The following is a 15,487-nucleotide window of genomic DNA, read 5'->3' on the forward strand; positions in this document are numbered from 1 at the left end:
GAGCTTCTCGGTGAGTTCCGGGATTGCGTCGAAGAGGTCTGCGACGAGGCCGAAGTCTGCGACCTGGAAGATGGGGGCCTCTTCGTCCTTGTTGATTGCGACGATGATCTTGCTGTCCTTCATGCCGGCGAGGTGCTGGATCGCGCCGGAGATGCCGACGGCGACGTAGAGCTCGGGCGCGACGACCTTGCCGGTCTGGCCCACTTGCCAGTCGTTGGGGGCGTAGCCGGAATCGACCGCCGCGCGGGAGGCGCCCACGGCCGCGCCGAGTTTGTCGGCCAGCTTTTCGATCAGCGCGAAATCCGCTTCCGAGCCGACGCCGCGCCCGCCCGAGACCACAACGCCCGCCGAGGTCAGCTCCGGCCGGTCGCTCGCGGCGACCTTGTCTTCGACCCAGGACGAGAGGCCGGGATCTTCGCCCGCGCCGATGGTCTCGACCGGGGCGCTGCCGCCCGCGGGGGCCGCGTCGAAGGTCGAGGTCCGCACCGAGATGACCTTCTTGGCGTCCGAGGATTTGACCGTCTGGATCGCGTTGCCCGCGTAGATCGGGCGCTCGAAGGTGTCCGCATCGACCACGCCGGTGATGTCGGTGATGACCATCACGTCAAGCAGGGCCGCCACGCGGGGCAGGATGTTTTTCGCATCCGTCGTCGCGGGGGCGAGGATGTGCTCATACGCCCCCGCCAGCGAGACGATCAGCGCCGCCGTCGGCTCGGCCAGACGGTGGCCATAAAGCGGATCCTCGGCGCAGAGCACCTTGCTCACGCCCTCGATCGTCGCGGCCTCGGCCGCCGCCTCTGCGCAGGTCGCGCCCGCCGCCAGAACCACCACATCGCCAAGCGCTTTCGCCGCCGTCACGGCCTTGGCGGTGGCATCCATCGCCAGCGCGCCGTTGTTGATTTCCGCCAGAAGAAGAACAGCCATCAGATCGCCCCCGCGTCTTTGAGTTTGCCAATCAGCTCGTCGACCGAGCCGACCTTGATCCCCGCGGCGCGCGCCGCCGGCTCCGATGTCCCGACCACCTCAAGGCGCGGGCTCACGTCGACGCCGAGATCGGCGGCGGTCTTCTCGTCGAGCGGTTTTTTCTTGGCTTTCATGATGTTGGGCAGCGAGGCGTAGCGCGGCTCGTTGAGGCGCAGATCCACCGAGACGATCGCCGGAAGGGTCACCTTGATCGTCTGCAAGCCGCCATCGACCTCGCGGGTCACAAGCGCCGCGCCGTCCTCGATCGACAGCTCCGAGGCGAAGGTCGCCTGCGACCAGCCCAGCAGCGCCGAGAGCATCTGGCCGGTGGCGTTCATGTCGTTGTCGATCGCCTGCTTTCCGCAAAGCACCAGCTCGGGCGCCTCCTCATCGACGATCGCCTTGAGGATCTTGGCCACCGCGAGCGGCTCGATATCGCTGTGCACATCCTCGGCCGCAACCACCAGAATCGCCCGGTCCGCCCCCATCGCCAGCGCCGTGCGCAGCGTCTCCTGCGCCTGCTTGACCCCGATGGACACGGCGACAACCTCGCTCGCCACACCCTTCTCCTTGAGCCGGATCGCCTCCTCGACGGCAATCTCGTCGAACGGGTTCATCGACATCTTCACATTCGCCAGATCAACACCGCTCCCGTCCGCTTTCACACGCACCTTGACGTTGTAGTCGATCACTCGCTTGATCGGGACGAGTATCCTCATGTGGTGGTCCTTTCGCTTGTCTGCAGGGCTCGGGCGGTCAGGCTTTGACGCGCTCGGATGCCGGATCATAGAAGGGTTTGAGCGAGGCCTTGGCGGCAATGCGCCGCCCGGCCACTTCGATGTCATAGGAGGCGCCGAGCACGTCCTGGACCGACTGTCCCGCGCAGGGCACGTAGCCCATGCCGATCGCGGCGCCGAGGTGGTGGCCATAGGCGCCCGAGGTCAGATAGCCGACGATCGCGCCATCGCGCAGGATCGGCTCGGCGTGGTACAAAAGCGGCTCCGGGTCGGTTAGCATGAACTGAACGAGGCGGCTCTTGAGCCCCTCTTCGCGGCGGCGCTCGACCGCCTCGCGGCCGATGAAGTCCACCCCGGTTTTCTTGACGGCAAAGCCGAGCCCGGCTTCGAGAATGTGATCCTCCGAGGAGATGTCGTGGCCGAAGTGGCGGAAGCCCTTTTCGATGCGGCAACTGTCCATCATGTGCAGCCCGCAGAGCTTTGCGCCCATCTCCTGTCCCGCCGCGTGCAACACCTCGAAGACATGGGCCGCCATGTCGGCCGAGACGTAGAGTTCCCAGCCGAGCTCGCCCACATAGGTGACGCGATGCGCCCGGGCGAGGGCCATGCCGATCTCGATCTCCTGCGCCGTGCCGAAGGGGTTGGTCTCGTTGGTGAAATCATTGGGTGAGACGCGTTGCAACAGTGCGCGCGACTTGGGCCCCATGACGCAGATCACCGCCTCGGCGGCTGTCGCATCGAAGAGGCAGACGCGGTGATCGCCGACGTGGCGGCGCAGCCGTTCGAGATCAGCCAGCAGGGTCGCGGCGGGGGTCACCACCAGATAGGCGGTCTCGCTCAGGCGCGTGATCGTCACGTCCGCCTCGATCCCGCCGGCGGAGTTGAGCAGCTGGCTGTAGACGATCTTGCCCACGGGGACGGAGAGGTTGGAGGCCGAGACGTAGTTCAGGAACGCCTCGGCATCGGGCCCCTCGACGCGGATCTTGCCGAAGGACGACATGTCATAGATGCCGACGTTCTCGCGGATCGCCGCGTGTTCGCGGGCGGCATTGTCGAACCAGTTCTGGCGCGACCAGCTATAGGCGTAGTCCGAGGTCTGGCCCGCGTCGGCGAACCAGTTGGCGCGCTCCCACCCGGCCAGCTCGCCCATGACCGCGCCCTCGCGCAGCAGCGCCTCATGCAGCGGCGAGCGGCGGATGCCGCGGGCGGTGGCCTTTTGCCGGTAGGGGAAGTGATCGGCGTAGAGCAGGCCAAGCGTCTCCTTGGAGCGCTCGAAGAGATAGGTCTTGTTGCCCTGGAAGGGCTGCATCCGGGCAATGTCCACGTCGCCCAGATCGAACGGCTTTTCGCCGGTGTCCATCCAGGCCGCCAGCGCCATGCCTGCGCCGCCCGCCGACTGGATGCCGATCGAATTGAACCCGGCGGCGACCCAGACATTGTCCATCCCCGGCGCGAGCCCGAGGTGGTAGGCGTCATCGGGCGTGAAGCTTTCGGGCCCGTTGAAGAAGGTGTGGATGCCGGCCTCGGCCAGAAGCGGCATGCGCTCAACCGCGGCCTCGAGGATCGGCTCGAAGTGGTCGAAATCCTCGGGCAGCTGGTCGAATTCGAAGTCCTCCGAGATGCCGGCCATGCCCCAGGGCTTGGCGACCGGCTCGAAGGCGCCGAGCAGCAGCTTGCCCGCGTCTTCCTTGTAATAGGCGCATTCCTCTGGCACCCGCAGGGTCGGCAGCTGGCCGAGCCCCTCGATCGTGTCGGTCACGATGTAGAAATGCTCGCAGGCATGAAGCGGCACGTTGACGCCCATCTGGCGGCCCAGCTCATGGCCCCACATGCCGCCGCAGTTCACGACCATGTCGCAGGCGATCTCGCCGCTCTCGCCGCTCTCGGCCTGCCACTGGACACCGGTGATCCGGCGCCCGTCGCGGGCAAACCCGGTCACTTTGGTCCGCTCGATGACCTGCGCGCCGCGCATCCGCGCGCCCTTGGCCAGCGCCAGCGCGATGTTGGCCGGATCGCCCTGACCGTCCTTGTCGAGATAGACCGCGGCCTTGACGTCCTCGGCCTTCACATGCGGGTAGCGGGTCTTGAGCTCGGCGGGGCTGATCTCCTCGACCTCGACGCCGAAGGCCCGGGCCATCGAGGCCTGACGCAGAATCTCCTCGCGGCGTTCGTCGGACAGCGCGACCGTGATCGAGCCGTTGCGCCGGAACCCGGTGGCGACACCGGTCTCGGCTTCAAGGTTGCCGTAGAGCTCCTGGCTGTACTTGGCGAGCTTTGTCATGTTCTTCGTCGCGCGCAGCTGGGCGATGAGGCCGGCCGCGTGCCAGGTGGTGCCCGAGGTGAGCTGCTTGCGTTCGAGCAGCACCACATCGGTCCAGCCCAATTGCGTCAGGTGATAGGCGACGGAGCACCCGATCACGCCGCCGCCGACGATCACGACACGCGCGGTTTGGGGAGGGAGGGCCATGGTCGGGGTCCTTTCAGGGTCAGGCGCGCAGGCGCGAATTGTCCGCATCCCACTGGCAGAGCGCGGGCTGGACTGTGGCGGGGCGGCGTTGGCCGTAGATCTCGACTTCGACATCGGCCCCGTCGGGGACAGAGGCATCGAGCATCGCAAGCGCGAGGTCGGCCTCGACGCGGTAGCCATGGGCGGCCGAGAGCACCTCGCCCGACCGCGCGCCATCCGCGAAGACCGCCGCCATGTAGGGGGCGTCCTGCTGGCCCGGCGCGACCCGGAGCGACACGAGACGGCGGGCGGGCGGCTGGGGCGCGGCGGCGAGGGCGGATTTGCCGGGGAATTCCTGCGGCTTGTCGAGCTTGACGAAGCGGCCGAGGCCGGTCTCGAAGAGCCCGTAGTCCGAAGAGAGATCCGCCTTCCAGGCAAGGTAGCCTTTCTCGATCCGCAGCGAATTGAGCGCGAACATGCCGAAGGGCCGGGCCCCGGCGGCGCGGATCGCATCATAGACCGCCGCCGCATCGCCGGGCGCGCAATGTACCTCCCAGCCCAGCTCGCCCGCGAAGGAGACGCGCACAAGCATGGCCGGGCGGCCCGCGACCGTGGCGGTCTGATGGGTGAGCCAGCCGCTTGAGAGATCCGCGTCGGTGAGCCCGGCGAGCATCTCCCGCGAGGCCGGCCCGGTGACGAGCATCGCCACGACATCCGCCGTCCGGTCGGTCAGGGTGACGGTCCCGGGCAGGGCGGCGCGCAGCAGATCGCGGTCGTGCCACTGGGCCACCGCCGCGGTCATCAGCGTGAAGTCATCCTCGCCGTGACGGATGCAGGACATCTCTGTCAGCACGTGTCCGCGCGCATCGGCGATGTAGATGAGGTTCATCCGGCCGACCTTGGGCAGCGCCCCGGTGATCAGCCCGCGCAGCGCCTCGGCCGCGCCGTCCCCGGCGACCGCGAAGCGAGAGAACCCGGCAAGGTCGATGATGCCCGCGCCATCGCGCACTGCCAGCGCCTCCTCCCGGACCCGCGCCTCCCAGGGGCCGTTGCGGTCCCAGGTCTGGGTCGCCTCTTCGGAAGTGTCATCGCCCGGCCTCGCAAACCAGTTGGCCCGCTCCCAGCCGTTGTAGGCGCCCATCTGCGCGCCATCGGCGAGGAGCCGGTCATGGTTGGGCGACAGCTTGCGATCGCGCCCGGCGGGCCAGGCGTGATGCGGGAAATGCATCGCGTATTCATGGCCGTAGGTCTCCACCGCCTTGGCGGTCGCGAAGCTCGTATCCGCATGGCCGGTGAAGCGGCGCGGATCGCAGGACCACATGTCCCACTCGGGCTGGCCGTGCATGATCCATTCGGAGAGGACCTTGCCCGCGCCGCCGCCCTGAGCGATGCCGAAGGTGAAGCTGTGCGCCTCGAAGGCATTGGGCACGCCGGGCATCGGACCGAGCATCGGCAAGCCATCCGGCGCGTAGGGGATCGGCCCGTTGATGTTCCGCTGGACCCCTTGGCTGCCGAGCAGCGGCACGCGCTCCATCGCGTCCATGATGTACCATTCGAGCCGGTCGAGATCGTCGGGATAAAGCTGGAAGCTGAAATCCTCCGGCATCTCCGCGCCCGAGGCCCAGCCGACCTGACAGTCGCGCTCATAGGGGCCGAGGTTGAGCGAATAGGTGTCCTGCCGCAGGTAGTAGGAGCTGTCGACGTCGCGCAGCATCGGGACCTTGCGGCCCTGCGTCTCGGTCCAGGCCTTGATCTCGGGGATCGCTTCGGTGAGGAAATACTGGTGACTCATGACCGTGAGCGGCACCTCGCGCCCGCCGTGGGGCACGAACCAATCGCCGACCCGCGCGGCGTAGTAGCCCGCCGCATTCACCACGAATTCGCAGCGGATATCGCCCTTTTCGGTGTGCACGACCCACTCGCCGCCCTCCCGGCTCACGCCGGTGGCAGGGGTGAACCGCGCGATCGTGCCGCCGGCGGCGCGGGCGCCCTTGGCCAGAGCCTGGGTCACCTGGCTGGGGTCGATGTCGCCATCGAGCGGATCCCAGAGCCCGCCTTCGAGATCATGGGTTTCCATGAAGGGGAAATGCGCCTGCAATTCGTCGGGCGTGCACATGTCCATGGTGAGGCCCATATGCGCGGCCATGCCCCGGACCCGCTCGAATTCCATCATCCGCTCATGGGTATGGGCCAGCCGCACGGCGCCGGTCACGTGGTAGTTGATCGGATAGTCGACCTCTTCGGAGAGCCCGCGATAGAGCGCCAGCCCGTAGCGCTGCATGTTCATGACGCCGTAGTTCGCGGCGAAGTTGGGGCAGTTGCCTGCCGCGTGCCATGTGGAGCCGGCGGTGAGCTCGTTTTTCTCCAGCAAGACGCAGTCGGTCCAGCCCGCGCGGGCAAGATGGTAGAGCGCGGAGACGCCGACCACGCCGCCGCCGATGATGACCACTCTGGCTGTTGAAGGCAGGGACATGGAGAACCTCAATAAACGGGGGGGGAAATGACCCAGAGCGCCTGGGCGGGTGTGTCGTAGGGGTTGGCCCAGCGGTAATCCGAGCCCTTGATCCGGAAGCTGTCGCCGGCGCGCACCGTGAAGGCGCGGCCGTCGATCCAGATATCCAGCGCGCCCGACAGCAGATAGACCACCTCGGTGGTCGCGCGCTGTTTGGGCTCGTCAAGCGAGGCGCCGGGTTGGAAGGTCGAATGGATGACCTCGAAGTCGTCGGTCAGATCGGGCGAGGCCAGCGCTTCGATGAGGCCGGTGTCGCGCTCGCCGATCTCGCGCCGGTGCGCCGCGCGCACCACCACGCCGCGCTCCTCGTCCGGGCCGGTCGGCGTGCCGAAGAAGAGCGAGATCGGCGCGTCGAGGATATTGCCGATGGCTTGCAGGTCTGTGATCGAGGGGGTCGAGAGCCCGCGCTCGATCTGACTCACCCAGCCGACGGAGCGGCCCAGCCGCTCGGCCACGTCTGCCAGCGTCAGTTTCCGCGCAACGCGCAGGGCGCGGATGTCATGGCCAAGGGTGTCGGGGTGGTCCATCGGGCACCGGTCTCGCAAGCAAATCAGCGTTCGTGAAAATTACTCACCAAATTTCACGGCGCGCGCAAATGAAAAATGATGCGTATATTTCACGAAACGTGCCTTGGACGACCCCGCGCCGAATTTTTGGGCAGATCCGCTGCTCAGCGCGCCGCGCCGGCCCCCTCGGCGGCGCGGTCGATAGCGCCTGCGAGCAGGGCCATGCCTTCGGCGATTCGGGGCGCGGCGATGGAGGAGTAGGCGATACGGTAGTGCGAGCGGTCCGGGGCGCGGCGCGCGAAGAAGGCGCTGCCCGGCTCGATCAACACCGAATCGCGGCGCAGATCGAGGGCGAGCTGCGTCGTGTCGACCCCCGGCGGCGCCCGCATCCAGAAGGACGAGCCGCCCAGCACCTCGCCCTGTTCCCGGGTCAGCCCGTGGTCGCGGATACCCTCCTCCATGATCGCCCGGCGCTGGCCGTAGTGGCGCGCCATGCGGGCGACTTGGGCGTCGTAGTGGCCGAGCGAGAGGAAATAGGCGGTGGTGCGCTGAATGTGGCTCGGCGGGTGGCGCAGGACCACGGTGCGCAGCTTGCGCATCTCTTCGATGAGCGTCTGGTCGCCCACCACATAGCCCAGCCGCAGCCCCGGAAAGATCGATTTGGAAAAGGAGCCGAGGTAGATCACCCGCCCGTCCTGATCGAGCGATTTGAGCGCGGGCGAGGGGCGCGAGCGGAAGGACATCTCAAATTCGTAATCGTCTTCGACGATGAGGAAATCATGCCGCGCGGCGCGGGCCAGCATCTCTATGCGGCGCTCGAGCGGCATGGTCACATTGGTCGGCGCGTGGTGGCTCGGCGTGGTGAACACGAGCTGGGCCTCCGGCGGGATCAGGTCCGGCGGCAGGCCCTGATGGTCCACGTCGATCGAGCGCCCGACGTAGCCCATCTGGTCGAAAATCCGCCGCAGGCCGGGAAAGCAGGGGTTTTCCACGATGGCGATCTGGCCGTCGGCGAGCAGAAGCTGCGCGATCATCCACAGCGCGTTCTGGCCGCCCATGGTGATGAGGATCTGGTCCGGGGTGGCGTGGATGCCGCGGCGGGGCAGGATGTGGCGCAGGATGAACTCCACCAGCATCGGATCGTCGTGCTGGTAGCGGTCCTGGGCAAGGCTGTCGAAATCGCGCTTGCGGACCGCGCGCAGGGCGCAGGCGCGCCAGTTGGCATGATCGAAGAGCGCGGGATCGGATTGCCCGTAGATGAAGGGAAAGCGGTAGTCGCTCCAGTTTGGCGGGCGCAGGATATCGCCGCGCTGCTGGACCGGGCGGGTGAGCTTGGCGGCCCAGTCGACGCCGCGCCGGTCGACGGGCGCGGGGCTGTCGAAGCGCGGCCGGGTCGGGGCGGTATCGGCGACGTAGTAGCCAGACCGGGGGCGCGCGACGAGGTATTCATCGGCGACAAGCTCGGTGTAGCTGACCGTGACGGTGATCCGCGCGACGCCCAGATGCTCGGCCAGCTTGCGCGAGCTGGGCATCTTCTCGCCCGGCAGGCAGCGGCCCGAGACGATCGCCTCGGCCACGATCTGCTGGACCTGCTGCTGCAGCGTCGCGGTGCTGTTCGGTGGCAGAAGGAAAATCTCGGGTGGTATCGGCATCGTGACCTGCGGGCTCGAATGGGCGAGAGCAGGGTAGCCCGCTCTCGCCCCGGGGACAATTCGCGCCCTTGTGCGGCTCAGCCGAAAACGCGGGTCAGGGCGCCGTCGATGGCGTCGGTGATCGCGTCGATATCATCGGCGGTCGCGATGAGGGCGGGCGCGAGGCAGAGCGTGTTGTTGAAGCCGGGGATCGCGCGGGCTGTCGCACCGATGATGACGCCCTGCGCCATGCAATCGGCGATCACGGCCTGCACCATCTTTTCGCCGGCCGGGGCGCGGCTTTCGCGGTCGGCGACCAGCTCGGCGCCGCAGAAAAGCCCGACGCCCCGGACATCGCCGATCGCCGCGTGGCGCTCTTCGAGCGCGCGCAGATTGTCCATCAGCCGCGCGCCCATCGTCTGGGTGTTCTCCAGCAGCCCCTCATCCTCGATGATGCGCATGTTCTCCAGCGCCGCCGCCGGCCCGGCGGTGCAGCCGCCAAAGGTCGAGATGTCGCGAAAGAGGCTCATCGGATCGCTGTCGTCCTTGAACCGGTCGAACACCTCCTCGGTCGTCACGAGGCAGGCAATCGCCGCATAGCCCGAGGCCACGCCCTTGGCCATCGTCACCATGTCGGGCTTGATGCCGTATTGCTGATAGCCGAACCACGTCCCCGTCCGGCCGACGCCGCAGACCACCTCGTCGAGATGCAGCAGGATGTCGTATTTGCGGCAGATCTCCTGCACCCGTTCCCAATAGCCGCGGGGCGGGGTGATGACGCCGCCGCCGGCGGTCACGGTCTCAAGGCAGAGCGCGCCGACCGTTTCGGGCCCTTCGCGCAGGATGACCTCCTCGATCGCATCGGCGGCGCGCTGGCCGTAGTCCTCCACATCCCACTGGGCGCGGTATTCGAGGCAGTGCGGAACCTGCACGAACCCCGGGGTGTAGGGGCCGTATTGGGCGTTGCGCTCGGGCTGGCCGCCGGCAGACATGGTCGCGATGGTCGAACCGTGGTAGTCGCGCTCGCGGAAGAGGATCTTGTGCTTCTTGCCGCCGTGATGCTTGTGGGCGATCTGCCGGACCATCTTGAAGGCTTTTTCGTTGGCCTCCGAGCCGGAGTTGACCGAATAGACCCGGGACATGCCCGGCATCTTCTCGATCAGCGTCTCGGCAAAGCGGGCGCCGGGGATCGAGCCCGCGCTCCCGGCGAAGAAGTTGAGGCGCGTGACCTGATCGCGGATCGCCTCGCCGATGCTCTCGCGCCCGTAGCCGACGTTGACCGTCCAGACCCCGCCAGAGACCGCATCGAGATGCTCGCGGCCCGCCGCATCCCACAGGCGCATGCCCTTGCCCTCGACCATGACCCGCGGGTCGGTGGTCTCGAGCGGTTTGTGCTGGGTGAGGTGGTGCCAGACATGGGCGCGGTCGGCGTCGAGGACGGCCGAGAAATCATTGACGGGGGCGAGCTTGTTCATGGTCCGAAATCCTTGGAGGCAGAGAGATGTGTGGAGGCGGCAACCACTGGCCGGGGGCCTCCCGGAGCGGCGTCTGGCCCAAGACTGTGCCCAAAAGCGCGCCAAGCGTAGGGCCAGAATGATCCTATGCATAGCGCCAGTTTTACATCGCCGTTGAGCGCTCGGGGCGCCGCGGCCTTGGTTGGGGCTGCGCATCGCGAGGACCGCGGGCCGGGGGCGAAGACCGCACCCGGGCGGCCAGCGATGAGACGACAGGACCAACAGGAGAGTTCCATGAAGACCCTTGCCAAACTGATGACCGGCGCCGCCCTCGCGATGGGCGCGCAGAGCGCCGCCGCCGAAGACCTCACGGTCGGGTATTTCCTCGAATGGCCGATGCCGTTCCTCGCCGCCAAGGCCGACGGGTCCTATGACGAGGCGCTCGGCATGAGCGTCAAATGGGTGAGCTTCGAGACCGGCACGGCGATGTCTGCGGCCATGGCCTCGGGCGATGTGCAGATCTCGATAAGCCAGGGCGTGCCGCCCTTCGTCGTCGCGGCCTCCGCGGGCCAGGCGCTTGAGGTGATCGACGTGGCGGTCAGCTATTCCGAAAACGACAACTGCGTGGTCGCCGCCGCGCTGGAGATCGACAAGGACAGCGCCGACGAGCTGGCCGGCAAGAAGGTCGCCGTGCCGATGGGCACCGCCGCGCATTACGGTTTCCTGCGGCAGATGGAGTATTTCGGCGTCGATGTCGCCTCGCTCAGCATCGTTGACATGGCGCCCACCGATGGCGCCGCGGCGCTGGCGCAGGGCGCGGTCGATTTCGCCTGTGGCTATGGCGGGGGCCTGTCGCGGATGAAGGAGCACGGCAACGTGCTGCTGACCGGCGCGGAGAAGGAAGAGCTCGGGATTCTGGTCTTCGACGTGACCTCCGCCCCGGCGGATTTCGTGGCCGAAAATTCCGATGTGGTGTCTGATTTCCTCGCCGTGACGGCCGCCGTCAACGCCGAATGGAACGCGACCCACTCGCCTGAGATGCTCGCCAAGATCGCCGCGGAATCGGGGATGTCGGTCGAGGCAGCAGAAGCCTCCATCGCCACCTTCACCTTCCCCTCGGTCGAGGCGCAGCTCTCTGAAAAATGGCTCGGCGGCAACGCCCAGAACTTCATGAAAGGCGTGGCCGATGTCTTCGTCGAGGCCGGCAGCATCGGCTCTGCGCTCGCCAGCTACGAAGATGCCGTCAACGCGGGCCCGCTCAGCGCGACCGTCGCCGACTAACCGCAGGCACCGGACCCCGGGGCGCGGCAAACGCGCCCGCCCCGGACCCCGGCACCCCAAAAAAATCGAGGAGAGTTGCCAGATGGCATTCCTGAGCATCGATAATCTGTCCATGCGGTTCGACCTGCCGAAAGGGGGGCACGTCCAGGCCCTTCAGGATGTCTCACTGGAGATCGGCAAGGGCGAATTGCTCTCCGTCCTTGGCCCCTCGGGCTGCGGCAAATCCACCCTGCTGAACATTCTCGCCGGCTTCCTCGCCCAGACATCGGGCACGGTGTCGCTGGAGGGCAACCCCGTGCGCGGCCCCGGGCCGGAGCGCGGCATGGTCTTCCAGCAAGGCGCGCTGTTCGAGTGGATGACCGTGCGGCGCAACGTGGAATTCGGGCCCCGGATGAAGGGCATGGCCGAGACGGAGCGCAACACCATCGTGGAGAACCTGCTCGACGAGGTCGGCTTGCATTCCTTCAAGGACAAGGCGGTTTACGAGCTCTCGGGCGGGATGCAACAGCGCGTCGCGCTGGCGCGGTGCCTTGCCAATGATCCCGATGTGATCCTGATGGACGAGCCCTTGGGCGCGCTCGATGCGCTCACCCGCGAGAAGATGCAGGGGCTTGTGTTGAACCTGTGGAAGAAGACCGGCAAGACCATCATCCTCATCACCCACTCGGTCGATGAGGCGCTGCTGCTGGGCGAACGGCTTCTTGTCATGGCCCCGCGCCCGGGCCGGATTCATCGCGAATACCGGCTGCCCTTCGCCGAGCGCGCGGTGGGCGCCGATCTGCGCACCGTCAAGGACGACCCCGCTTTTGGCCAGACCAAGGCCGAAATCCTCGGGATGATCTGGGAAATGGAAGAGCAAATCATGAGCGGAGCGGAAGCATGACCGGTTTGATAATCCTCCTCGTCTATCTCGCGCTGTTTTTCGGCGCGGCGGCTGTTGTCGTGCTGATCCGCCGGTCGGTGGGCGGGATGACCGATTTCCGCTCGCTCAAGACGGTGACCTTCGGCGATGAAAGCGCGGTGGTCTCGGATCGCTTCGCCTCGGTGATCTCGATCGTCGTGGTGTTTCTGGTCTGGGGCGCCTTCACCGGCTCCAAGCTCGTGCCGATTCACGTCCCCGGCCCGTTCATCGGCGCGACCGCCTTCGACTACGTGGTCCGGGCGCCGGACGGGGCAGAGGCACGCGCCACGGTCAACATCACTGTCCATGAACTGGGCGCCGAGGTGGAAGACCCCGCGCCGGGTGTGGCGGAGGGCTTTGCCAGTGGTGACAGCGCCAGCGTCGCGGCCTGGCGCTCGGTACTGATCCCGGCGCAGCGCAACGACGGCGAGGGCGCGGCGATTGTTTCGGTCGCGGGCCAGCCCATCGCGCCGGGCGCGACCGTGCAAGTGCCCGATGGGGCCGTGACCATGACGTCCAAGGGCTCGCTCAACTTCACGCCTGACAAAGGCCTGCAGATGGAAGCCATCTGGATGCCGCCGCCAGAGGCCGTGGTCGCGCGGCTGATCGAGATCGCCCGCGGCGGCTACCAGAACGTGGGGCTGCTGGAGCATGTCGGCTGGTCGCTCTGGCGGGTGCTGGCGGGCTTCGTGCTCGGCTCGCTCATCGGCATCCCACTGGGCTACGCGATGGGGCTCTCGGGCTGGGCCCGCGGCTGGTTCGATCCGATCGTGGAGTTCATGCGGCCCGTGCCGCCGCTCGCGCTCATCCCGCTGGTGATCATCTGGTTCGGCATCGGCGAGCAGGGCAAGATCGTGCTGCTCTTCCTCGCGGCGCTCTGGGTGATGATCATCGCCGCGCGGGCCGGGGTCTCCGGCGTCAACATCACCAAGGTCCACGCCGCATATTCGCTTGGCGCGTCGCGGTGGCAGATGCTGCGCCATGTGATCGTGCCCAATTCGCTGCCCGAGATTTTCACCGGTGCGCGCGTGGCGATGGGCGTCTGCTGGGGCACGGTGGTCGCCGCCGAACTGGTCGCCGCCGAGAAAGGCGCGGGCAAGATGATCGTCGCCGCCTCCAAGTTCCAGGCCACCGACATCGTCATCATGGGCATCGTCCTCATCGGCCTCATCGGCTTCGGGATCGACATCCTGATGCGCAAGGCCGAAGGCTGGCTGGTGCCGTGGAAAGGCAAGTCCTGATCCGCGCGATCGGGCCGGCCGGGCAAAGAGAAACGCCCCCTTCGCAGGAAGGGGGCGTTTTGCTGTCTGGCCCCGGCGCCAGGCGCGCGCGGGGCCGGGGGCACCGTCGCCTCAGTCGAAGCTCATCACGATGGTCTTGGAGCGGGTGAAATGCTCGACCATTGCCTCCAGCGAGGCCTCCTTGCCCTGACCCGAGCGGCCGAAGCCGCCGTAGGAGACGTTGGGCTGGATCGTGAGGTTCTGGTTGACCTGAACGTAGCCGGCGTTGAGCCGCGCGGTGCTGTCGAGCGCGGTCGAGAGGCTCTGGGTCCAGACCGAAGCGGCGAGGCCGTAATGCGTCGAGTTCGCCTGCGCGATGACCGTCTCGTAATCGCTCCAGCGCTGGATCACCGCGACGGGGCCGAAGATCTCCTCCATGACGCAGGGGTGATCATCGGGCAGGCCCTGCAGGAGCGTCGGCTGCAGGAAGAGATCCGGGCGCAGGTGGGCGTCCTGCGGAAGGTCTCCGAAGCGGGTGACCGTCGCGCCGGGGGTCTCTTCGGCAAGCGCGATGTAGCGGTTGATCGTGGCCACCTGGCGCGCGTTGATCACGGTGCCGACATCCGTCGCCTCATCGAGCGGATCGCCGATCCGCAACCCGTTCAGCGCGGCGCCAAGCTTCTCCATGAACGCATCATGCAGGCTGTCGTGGAGGTAGATGCGGCTCGCGGCGGTGCAACTCTGGCCCTGGCGGGTGAATCGCATCCCCGAGATCGCCCCGGCCACGGCCTTGTCGAGATCGGCATCGGCGCAGACGATCATCGGCGACTTGCCCCCCAGCTCCAGCGAGACCGGGATGATCCGCTCCGCGCCGATCCGGTTGATCGTCTCGCCCACGGCTTCGGAGCCGGTGAAGCTGATCTTGGCCACATCGGGGTTGCGCGTGAGCGCGTCGCCGCAGATCGTGCCGGTCCCGTTGATCACGTTGAGCACCCCGGCGGGCAGGTGGCGCATCATCAGATCGGCCATGAGGAAGGTCGCGAAAGGGGCCTCTTCGGAGGCCTTGACCACCACGGAGTTGCCCGCCACCAGCGCCGGCCCGACCTTGAGCGCAAAGAGCACCAGGGGCACGTTCCACGGCACGATCGCGGCCACGACGCCGAGCGGCTCGCGCGTGGTCATGGTCAGCATGCGCGGGTTGTAGGGGACGGTCTGGCCTTTGAGTTCCGAGCCGAGATTGCCGTAGAACTCGACGATATCGGCAGCGACGGAGACCTCGCCGCGGCATTCGGTGCGGATCGCCTTGCCGGTCTCGCGGGCGAGGACCTGGGCGATGATCTCGGCCTCGGCGGCCACGGCGCGGGCCGCGGCGGCGACCTGTTTGCCGCGCTCGCGGGCGGGGATCCGGGCCCAGCCGATCTGAGCCGCCTTGGCGGCAGCGACGGCCGCGTCGGTCTCGGCGGCGTCGCTCGCGGCGGCATGGCCGATCACCGCGCCGGTCGCGGGGTTGATCACGTCAAGCTGCGCCGCCGTCTGGCACTGCGCGCCATTGACGAGGTTGACGCCGCCGAATTCGGAAAAGACGTCTTCGGGTGTGAGGAAATCGGAGTGGTGGAATGTCATCGGGAGGGTCTTTCAAAGCTGGAGGAAGCTCCTTTCCTATAGGCCTCTCGCGCCCCGCCTGCGTAGGGCCAGATGAGACCTTGATTAGAGCCAGTTGCGCGGGCGCTCCCGCCCCTCGGCCAGAACGTCAAAGCGCTTGGGAAAACGCACCCAAGGCGCGGTGCGCGCCGCGTCACTGGCCCTATCGAACCGGCCACTCTGGATCTATCGCCG

11 protein-coding genes are annotated in these 15,487 nt (G+C 67.3%); 3 read left to right on the plus strand and 8 right to left on the minus strand.

The features are described 5' to 3' along the window. The 7 genes from BM353_RS12565 to BM353_RS12595 form a co-directional block, all read right to left on the minus strand. On the minus strand, positions 1–924 hold a 924-nt coding region (locus tag BM353_RS12565; protein ID WP_092081381.1), incomplete at its 3' end, for an electron transfer flavoprotein subunit alpha/FixB family protein. Then, complete coding sequence (locus tag BM353_RS12570; RefSeq protein WP_092081414.1) at positions 924–1,682, minus strand: electron transfer flavoprotein subunit beta/FixA family protein; 759 nt, start codon at positions 1,680–1,682, stop codon at positions 924–926. The genes BM353_RS12570 and BM353_RS12565, both read right to left, overlap by 1 nt. Before the next feature lie 37 nt (positions 1,683–1,719). Beyond that, complete coding sequence (locus tag BM353_RS12575) at positions 1,720–4,167, minus strand: GcvT family protein (protein ID WP_092081416.1); 2,448 nt, start codon at positions 4,165–4,167, stop codon at positions 1,720–1,722. A 19-nt stretch (positions 4,168–4,186) separates the two neighbouring features. Further along, positions 4,187–6,619 (minus strand): GcvT family protein, encoded by a 2,433-nt coding sequence (locus tag BM353_RS12580; RefSeq protein WP_092081418.1) that lies wholly within the window; start codon positions 6,617–6,619, stop codon positions 4,187–4,189. Positions 6,620–6,627: 8 nt separating this feature from the next. Beyond that, the gene (locus tag BM353_RS12585; RefSeq protein ID WP_092081420.1) at positions 6,628–7,185 is read right to left on the minus strand and encodes a helix-turn-helix domain-containing protein; all 558 of its coding nucleotides are present in this window, start codon (positions 7,183–7,185) and stop codon (positions 6,628–6,630) included. 143 nt (positions 7,186–7,328) lie between these two features. Continuing rightward, positions 7,329–8,816 carry a MocR-like pyridoxine biosynthesis transcription factor PdxR gene (pdxR, locus tag BM353_RS12590; RefSeq protein ID WP_092081422.1) on the minus strand — a complete coding sequence of 496 codons (1,488 nt, stop codon included), beginning with the start codon at positions 8,814–8,816 and terminating at the stop codon, positions 7,329–7,331. Between the two features lie 77 nt (positions 8,817–8,893). Continuing rightward, positions 8,894–10,270, minus strand: a complete 1,377-nt coding sequence (locus BM353_RS12595) for an aminotransferase family protein (RefSeq protein WP_092081424.1) — start codon at positions 10,268–10,270, stop codon at positions 8,894–8,896. Between the two features lie 273 nt (positions 10,271–10,543). On the opposite strand from BM353_RS12595, the gene BM353_RS12600 reads away from it, so the two are divergent. The 3 genes from BM353_RS12600 (at position 10,544) to BM353_RS12610 (ending at position 13,672) form a co-directional block, all read left to right on the plus strand. After that, the gene (locus tag BM353_RS12600; protein WP_092081426.1) at positions 10,544–11,530 is read left to right on the plus strand and encodes a taurine ABC transporter substrate-binding protein; all 987 of its coding nucleotides are present in this window, start codon (positions 10,544–10,546) and stop codon (positions 11,528–11,530) included. A gap of 82 nt (positions 11,531–11,612) precedes the next feature. Beyond that, positions 11,613–12,413, plus strand: a complete 801-nt coding sequence (locus BM353_RS12605; RefSeq protein WP_092081428.1) for an ABC transporter ATP-binding protein — start codon at positions 11,613–11,615, stop codon at positions 12,411–12,413. Positions 12,414–12,418: 5 nt separating this feature from the next. Beyond that, positions 12,419–13,672 carry an ABC transporter permease gene (locus tag BM353_RS12610; protein ID WP_218155483.1) on the plus strand — a complete coding sequence of 418 codons (1,254 nt, stop codon included), beginning with the start codon at positions 12,419–12,421 and terminating at the stop codon, positions 13,670–13,672. 111 nt (positions 13,673–13,783) lie between these two features. Here the strand turns inward: BM353_RS12610 and BM353_RS12615 are convergent, their stop codons facing one another. Further along, entirely contained in the window at positions 13,784–15,274 is a 1,491-nt protein-coding gene (locus tag BM353_RS12615; RefSeq protein WP_092081432.1) for an aldehyde dehydrogenase family protein, read from the minus strand. Positions 15,275–15,487: the final 213 nt, after the last annotated feature.

Origin of the sequence: Poseidonocella sedimentorum, assembly GCF_900116005.1 — a bacterium.
GTDB classification, from domain to species: Bacteria; Pseudomonadota; Alphaproteobacteria; order Rhodobacterales; family Rhodobacteraceae; genus Poseidonocella; species Poseidonocella sedimentorum.